Below are 7,306 nucleotides of genomic sequence, written 5' to 3' on the forward strand. Positions count from 1 at the left end.
AAAAGCCGAAAGCGTTTTTTAAAATACTTAGGCTGTGTGGTGATAGGAGTACCCCTATGGTTTGTAGTAGGGATATTAATTACCTTATCACCAGAGTTTGGCAAGGTATTACAAGTAGACGGCGAAGTAAACGGCGGAGCGGCGGTAGCTTGCTGTTATGCAGGTTTGGTGCTAGGCGATATAGCAAGTGGTTTGCTAAGCCAATACCTAAAAAGCAGGAAGAAGGTAGTGTATGTATACCTGTTTTTATCGGTTATAGGTATAAGTTTATTTCTAGGCTCCAGTCAAATCAGTTTAACTACTTTTTACAGTATCTGTATATTCTTAGGATTCTCGGTAGGCTACTGGGTCATCTTCATGACGATAGCAACCGAGCAGTTTGGAACCAATATCAGGGCAACGGTAACTACAACAGTACCCAATGTGGTAAGAGGAGCAGTGGTACCGCTTAGCTTGTTGTTTCAGTTCTTCACAGGCTTTTTCAATAACAACTTAATACATGCAGGTATAGCAGTAGGGATCATCAGTTTAGGCTTAGCATTTTGGGCTTTAAAATACATGGAGGAAACCTTTACGAAGGATTTGGATTATCTAGAAGAATCATAGCTTTTGCAATATAAAATGTTTGGCGCTTATTTTTCTCTAAATTAAATCCCCGATTCTTTCGAATCAGGGATTTAATATTTTACTTCATAGGACTTTTGTAGAGAAATTATTATTGCAATATTAGTTTCTTAACAATCGTTTTCCCTTCACTATTTACTCTTAATAAATAGATTCCTTTATTAAGATTTGATAAATCAAACTGTTGTTTGCCTATTAAGCCGTATTGTTGCATCACTTGCTTACCTAATAAATCAAATATGGTAATATCATAAAGCTTATTTAACTCGGTAGAAAAGTTATGAATAACAGGGTTAGGATAAAATTTGAAATCAGTAAAAACCACATCTTCTGTAGTATGAATTTTTTCAAGTAATGGGCTGTTACGAGCAAATGATGTAACATTAAAAAATTGACCAGTACTTGGTATTATTTCAATAGCATCAATTCCTAAATCATATTCAGCTCCTGTTTTTCCTTCTACCGTGAATTTGAAATTATAACTAGCAGGACTACCATTAAATTTAATCTTACCTAAAGTAACTTCAGCAAAGGTATTATCACCTGTTTTGTAACAGTCTACAACTGTATTTAATACAGTGCTTCCAACAGTTAACTTAAATTTACCATAAGTTGGTCCTTTCCGATATTTTACTTTTATGGTGCATGAATCTGTTTGTGAAACTCTTAAGGTGTATTGTATCCAATCACCAACAGCATTAGCGTCTAATTTAGAAAAATAAAGACCGCTTGCTCCAGTGTAAATAACATCACTCTCTGTATCTCCAGTACTTTTTGCGGTAAGTTGGGCTTCAGCCTCATAAGCATGTAAATACTCACCTATTGTTTTAGGCATTATAGCTTTATAGTAGTTGTAAATGCCAGAATATGATCCATCAGCTCTTCTAATTCCAGTGCCTTTTAATTGGCTCTCTGTTGCGTTTTGTCCGGGCGGAAGTACTACTCCTTGCCTCAAACCGTTGCAATATATTTGCCAATGCAAAATGTATCTTATACCAAATTTTAAAGCAAGTTCTGTGTTTCTTTGCATAATTTGTCTTGAGACACGGTCACTATAGTCGTTATGAGCCGGGATATCTCCCACAACACTATAATTTTCAAAAGTTCCTGTTTCACCTAAATAGATATTGTTAGCTCCAAATAAGTCAGAATCAGGACATTTCGCTTTAATGTAATTTAAGGTACCATTAAAATCGTCAACAGTTTCTGGTGTATTAGACTTCCAATTAGAAAAAGAGTATAAATCCATATTCAATTTTGGTACTACAGAGTCTATAACAGTGGGCCAATCGTAAGTTTTTCTGATAGAAACATGATTAAATTCTGCGGCGCCCAGTACAGTTACGCCTGTCTTGTTTGCGGCTGTTCTAGCAGCAGATATAGCATTTTGTCTAATTTGAAACCATTTTACTAATCCTGCCAAACGTATGGATTGAACGGTAGGAGATGGTAACGGACTTTCGTTAACAAACCCTAACATTCCGTCGCCTTCCCAATTTGCAAGTATAAAAGTTTTCCCAGTGCCAGCATAAGTATTACAGAGGTAGGTAGTGAAATTGTAGATTTCATTATAAAGATTTGTCTCTTCTGCAGCGCTAATACCATCCTTGAAATTGGTTACATTTCCTGGATTTGTCATCTCAAATGCAGTAAGCACATAAGTTTTAAATTGAGTACGATTAAATGCATCCTGAAAATAACTGGTTTGTGCCAAGGCTGTTAAGTTTGTAAATGTGGGCCATGTATTTCCCCAATAGCTTGGGTAAGACAATGCGGTAGATTTTCCCATAAATAATTTAATCACACTGGTTCCCATATTCTCAATTTCATCAACTCCTTCTTTCATAAAATCCTTACTAGGATTAAATCGATAAGTACCATTCATGTGAATGACACCAATAATGTCCGAAAGTTTTGTGGAAGTAGGATAGGGAGTTTGACCTAAAGTCTGTTGGTTGAATTTTAAGCAAATGACTGCTAAAATCCATAAAAAATAGATTTTTTTCATAAAAGGGTTTATTAAATTGGTTAATAATTAAATCATTCACAGCAAGGTTGTTATGAATGCTTAGTTAAAACAAATCAGAAGAAATTTACCCTAATGAAATGAAGAAATTATTGTAAATAGATTTAATGTTCAGGTAGAGTAAAAAAAAAAATACTCCTTAAAATCAAAAAAAAATAGCCAAGCGTTTAAACACTTAGCTATATTAAAAATTAAATCTTTATATATTTTACTGACCAATTTTAATCAGTTCAACTTCAAAAATTAAAGTACTGTAAGGTGGAATATCCTGTCCGGCACCATTTTCTCCGTATCCTAACTTATAAGGGATATAGAATTTATACTTAGAACCTACCGACATTAATTGTACGCCTTCTGTCCAACCTGGTATAACCCTGTTTAATTGTAAATTGATAGGTTCACCACGGTCGTAAGAGCTGTCAAACTGTTTACCGTTTAATAAAGAACCTTTATAATGCACCGTAACAAAATCTTCTGCTTTAGGTTTTGCGCCTGTACCTTCTGTAAGAACCTCATATTGTAAGCCGCTTGCAGTTTCTTTAATACCAGCTTTTACTTTATTTTCTGCAAGAAATTTTTCGTTGCTCGCAATGGCTTCGCTAAATTTTGCTTTGGTAGCAGCCTGTAAAAAACTTCCAATTGCATTAGAAGCCTGCTCGTCTGTTAATAGGGAAGAATCGCCTTTAAAAACATCTTCCATAGCTTTAGAAAGCATAGCATAGTTTAAAGAAGTTACACCATCAGCTTTTAAGCCTTGGGCTATTTTAAAACCAAAAGAATAGCTGGCAGAGTCTACCGCTGTTAATGCTGGCGCTACAACTGGTGTTTTTTGAGCTGCTTTCTTTTTAGATTTAGTTTGTGCGTTAATTGTGGTAAAGCTTCCTACTAAAAGTAAAGCTGTTAAGGTTAAATATGTTCTTTTCATTTAATTAAAATATGGCTAAATATATAAATAACAAACGAATCTAAATTTTTATAAGAATAATTTTTTGTTTATTGATTTGCTAATTAAATTAGTATTTTAGCTTTATGGATAGGTTGTACGCAATTGTTGATATAGAAACTACAGGAAGCCACGCAAGTGCCAATGGCATTACAGAGATTGCTATAGTAATATTTGATGGCACCAAAGTGGTTCAAAAGTTTGAATCTTTAGTAAATCCGCAGCAAACTATTCCGCCTTTTATACAATCTCTTACAGGTATAGATGATGAGATGACTGCCCAGGCACCTTTATTTGAAGACTTAGCACCTCAAATTTTTAATTTATTAGAAGGGAAAGTATTTGTAGCACATAATGTAAATTTCGATTATTCTTTTATTCATTACCATTTAAAAAAGGCGGGTTACCAGCTCAATAGTAAGAAATTGTGTACCGTACGCCTAGCAAGAAAAATACTGCCTGGTTTTCCATCCTATAGTTTAGGTAAACTCTGTAGACAGTTAGAAATCAGCATAGAAAATAGACACAGAGCTATGGGCGATGCCTTTGCTACAGCTTCTTTATTTAAAATCCTTATCAACAGAGACCAGTCGGATGTCATTGCCTTAGCCCTAAAAGCAAACTCAAAAGAGCAGATATTACCACCACTTTTAGACAAAGAACAACTCAATAGATTACCGCATGCACCAGGGGTCTATTATTTTAAAAACAAACAAAAGAAGATTGTTTATGTGGGTAAGGCTGTAAATATTTATAAACGTGTTTGTAGTCATTTCGCCAATAATAATCCCGATGAAAAGAAACAAGCTTTTTTAAAACATGTCAAATATGTAGATTTTGAAGTTTGTGGCTCAGAATTACAAGCGTTAATTTTTGAGGCTATAGAAATTAAAAGATTATGGCCCAAAGAAAATAGGGCTTTAAAAAATCCGGAGCTAAGGTTTGCCTTATATGTTTATGAAAATCAGGCGGGTTATCTTACTCTTGGAGTTGGTAAAAAGATTAAATTTTTGAAACCTTACCATAGCTTTAATAGCAAGTCAGAGGCTATTTTGTTCCTCAGAAAACTGATAGAAAACCACGAGCTATGCCCTAAGTTGTGTGGGTTTAAAAGTACCTTAACCAAAGAAATACATGCTGCAATATGTTGTGATGCTTGCTTAAAACAAGAGGATGCGCTTACGTATAACCAAAGGGTTGCTGCTGCCTTAAAAACCTTTACTGATGAATTTAAGAGTTATTTGATTATAGATGAGGGAAGAGATGAACATGAAAAATGCTGTATATTAATAGAGAAAGGAGATTTTTATGGTATGGGCTATTTGCAAAGTCAAGAAATTGTAAGTGAGCTTGATGATATTAAATCCAAAGTTACACCTTATCCTTCTTACAATTTTATTCAAAAAACCGTCTTTGATTTTGCTTTCAAAAACCCTGATAAACTAATCTTGTTACAATAAGATTTAAAATAAGATGTTTATCTTCATCAGTATGAAAAAAATACTTTTTACTGCTGTTGTGATCAGTGTTTCCTCAGTTATTTTTGCTCAGGATCAAACACCTATAAAATATGCTCAAAGTATAACCGTTGCAGATGCTACAAAAAAATTAAGTGTTTTAGCTGCCGATGATTTTGCCGGAAGAGAAACTGGTGATTTAGGTGCGCAAAAAGCCGCTGAGTATATCAGAAACCATTTCAAAAGTATAGGACTTAAAGCTCCGGTAAATGGTGATTATTTTCAGAGATTGGATTTAAGAGAACAATATCTTTCTAAAACCAATGTAATTGCCAATGGTGAGACCCTAGAATTTTTTAAAGACTTTTATTTGAGTGGTATATCAGAAGCCAAAATTCAAAAAACTTATAAAAACTTTGTTTTTGTAGGCTACGGTATTACATCTGAAAAATACGATGATTTAAGCAATCTTAACTTAGAGGGTAAAGTTGCTATTGTACTTCCGGGAGAGCCAGCAAGAAATGGTAAATCTTTAATTACAGCTGACGGTAATTATTCTGATTGGACAAGCAATCGTACGAAAAAAATAGACGCTTTAAAGGCTAAAAAACCTCAGGCTATTATCATCTTAAGCGAGCAGGTAAACCGTATGTCGCAAAACGGAACCAATAAAGATCGTCCGGCTTTGATGTTGGGTGACACTAAATCTAACACACCCATTATTTACCTTACTAAAGCGGCATTAAGCAAGCTGATGGGTGGTACTAAGAAAGATCTTGCTACAGAAACTAATCAGATTCTTAACGGGCTAAAACCTGCTTCATTTACTTTTAATGGTAATTTAGATGTTGATATAGAACTTATCATCAAGCCTTTAGAGGCTGATAATGTATTAGGTTTCTTAGAAGGTACAGATGAAAAGCTGAAAAATGAAGTTGTCGTTATTACCGCACATTACGACCATATTGGCGTTGCAGATGATGGCGACGTATATAACGGAGCTGATGATGATGCCTCTGGTACAACAGCTGTAATGGAACTGGCAGAAGCTTTCGTACAGGCTAAAAAAGAGGGGAAAGGACCTCAAAGAAGCATCTTATTCATGACTGTAGTAGGTGAAGAAAAGGGGCTTTTAGGTTCAGAATGGTATTCTAGAAATCCAGTTTTTCCCTTAGCCAATACCATTACCAATTTAAATATTGATATGATAGGTAGGGTAGGCGACTTGTATAAAAATCATTCAGATTCTGCTAACTATATTTATGTTATAGGCTCTGATAAATTGAGTTCGAGCTTAAAAAATATTAGTGAAAAAGCCAACAAGACTTATCTCAACATGATTTTAGATTACAGGTATGATGATCCTGCGGATCCAAATCGTTTTTACTACCGTTCAGACCATTACAATTTCGCTAAGCATAATATTCCTGTAATTTTCTATTTTAACGGTACTCATGAAGATTACCATCAAAAAACCGATGAAATAGGAAAAATAAATTTCCCTTTATTGGTCAAAAGAGCGCAATTGGTATTTTACACCGCATGGGATTTGGTAAACAGAGCAGAACGCCCGGCTGTAGACAGGAAAAATGATATGCCTAGTAATAGATAGTTTTTAGGACAGTAGAAAAATGCTGAGATAGCTTTTAACAGTTTAAAGCTGATTTCCTTATTTGGTACAATTTTTAATAGTATTTGCATAGTTTTATTAATAGCTAAACTTATCAATATGAAAAGATTAATTTACTTTGCATTAACAGTATTCATGTTTATGGGCTCTGTAAGTGCTTTTGCATCGGGTACAGAAAAACGTAACCCAGAATTAACAGAACGTCAGAAAGTAAGATTACAAGAAATCTCTCAACGTGTTGAGGAAATCAAATCATTAGATCGTTCTAAACTAAGTAGAGAAGAACGTAAAGAGATTAAAAATGAATTGTTAGAGATGAAAAAAGAATCTAAGGCATTGTCTGGAGGTGTTTATTTATCTGCAACAGCTATCATTATTATTTTATTAGTATTGATTTTAGTTTTCTAAAATTTATATCTCTTTAAATAAGAAAGCTCGATTTTAATTAAATCGAGCTTTTTTTATGATATGATTTAGTCTTCTTGCGCTCGTTTGGAACGAGTGCTTAACATGGCTTTTCGATTATTATTAAACTTATTACTAGTTCAGGAATCTTAATGATAATGATTTCCTGCCTCTATCGCCGGCGTGGCTCGTTCCTTTTGAGGGACCAAAAGGAACCAAAA

6 protein-coding genes are annotated in these 7,306 nt (G+C 34.3%); 4 read left to right on the forward strand and 2 right to left on the reverse strand.

The window, feature by feature from the left end:
* Nucleotides 1–606, forward strand: a 606-nt coding sequence (locus B2745_RS10815) for an MFS transporter (protein WP_349681784.1), incomplete at its 5' end; no start/stop codon positions are given.
* 109 nt (nt 607–715) lie between these two features.
* Here the strand turns inward: B2745_RS10815 and B2745_RS10820 are convergent.
* Nucleotides 716–2,632 (reverse strand): T9SS type A sorting domain-containing protein, encoded by a 1,917-nt coding sequence (locus B2745_RS10820; RefSeq protein WP_304066352.1) that lies wholly within the window; start codon nt 2,630–2,632, stop codon nt 716–718.
* Between the two features lie 226 nt (nt 2,633–2,858).
* Nucleotides 2,859–3,575, reverse strand: coding sequence for an FKBP-type peptidyl-prolyl cis-trans isomerase (locus B2745_RS10825; RefSeq protein ID WP_026903564.1), 717 nt, complete (start codon nt 3,573–3,575; stop codon nt 2,859–2,861).
* Nucleotides 3,576–3,679: 104 nt separating this feature from the next.
* Between B2745_RS10825 and B2745_RS10830 the strand changes: the two genes are divergently transcribed.
* The 3 genes from B2745_RS10830 (at nt 3,680) to B2745_RS10840 (ending at nt 7,088) form a co-directional block, all read left to right on the forward strand.
* On the forward strand, nt 3,680–5,053 hold the full coding sequence (locus B2745_RS10830; protein ID WP_304066354.1) for an exonuclease domain-containing protein: 1,374 nt from the start codon (nt 3,680–3,682) through the stop codon (nt 5,051–5,053).
* A 31-nt stretch (nt 5,054–5,084) separates the two neighbouring features.
* Nucleotides 5,085–6,662, forward strand: coding sequence for a M28 family peptidase (locus B2745_RS10835; RefSeq protein WP_304066356.1), 1,578 nt, complete (start codon nt 5,085–5,087; stop codon nt 6,660–6,662).
* Between the two features lie 117 nt (nt 6,663–6,779).
* Nucleotides 6,780–7,088: a hypothetical protein gene (locus tag B2745_RS10840; protein ID WP_304066359.1), complete on the forward strand. Its 309-nt coding sequence runs from the start codon at nt 6,780–6,782 to the stop codon at nt 7,086–7,088.
* Nucleotides 7,089–7,306: the final 218 nt, after the last annotated feature.

The sequence above is a fragment of the Pedobacter glucosidilyticus genome (genome assembly GCF_002483235.1).
GTDB lineage: Bacteria > Bacteroidota > Bacteroidia > Sphingobacteriales > Sphingobacteriaceae > Pseudopedobacter > Pseudopedobacter glucosidilyticum_B.

Bases quoted from the DNA above. Each gene is read 5' to 3' on its own strand.
- B2745_RS10820 (WP_304066352.1), bottom strand. From the start codon at position 2,632: ATGAAAAAAATCTATTTTTTATGGATTTTAGCAGTCATTTGCTTAAAA.
- B2745_RS10825 (WP_026903564.1), bottom strand. From the start codon at position 3,575: ATGAAAAGAACATATTTAACCTTAACAGCTTTACTTTTAGTAGGAAGC.
- B2745_RS10830 (WP_304066354.1), top strand. From the start codon at position 3,680: ATGGATAGGTTGTACGCAATTGTTGATATAGAAACTACAGGAAGCCAC.
- B2745_RS10835 (WP_304066356.1), top strand. From the start codon at position 5,085: ATGAAAAAAATACTTTTTACTGCTGTTGTGATCAGTGTTTCCTCAGTT.
- B2745_RS10840 (WP_304066359.1), top strand. From the start codon at position 6,780: ATGAAAAGATTAATTTACTTTGCATTAACAGTATTCATGTTTATGGGC.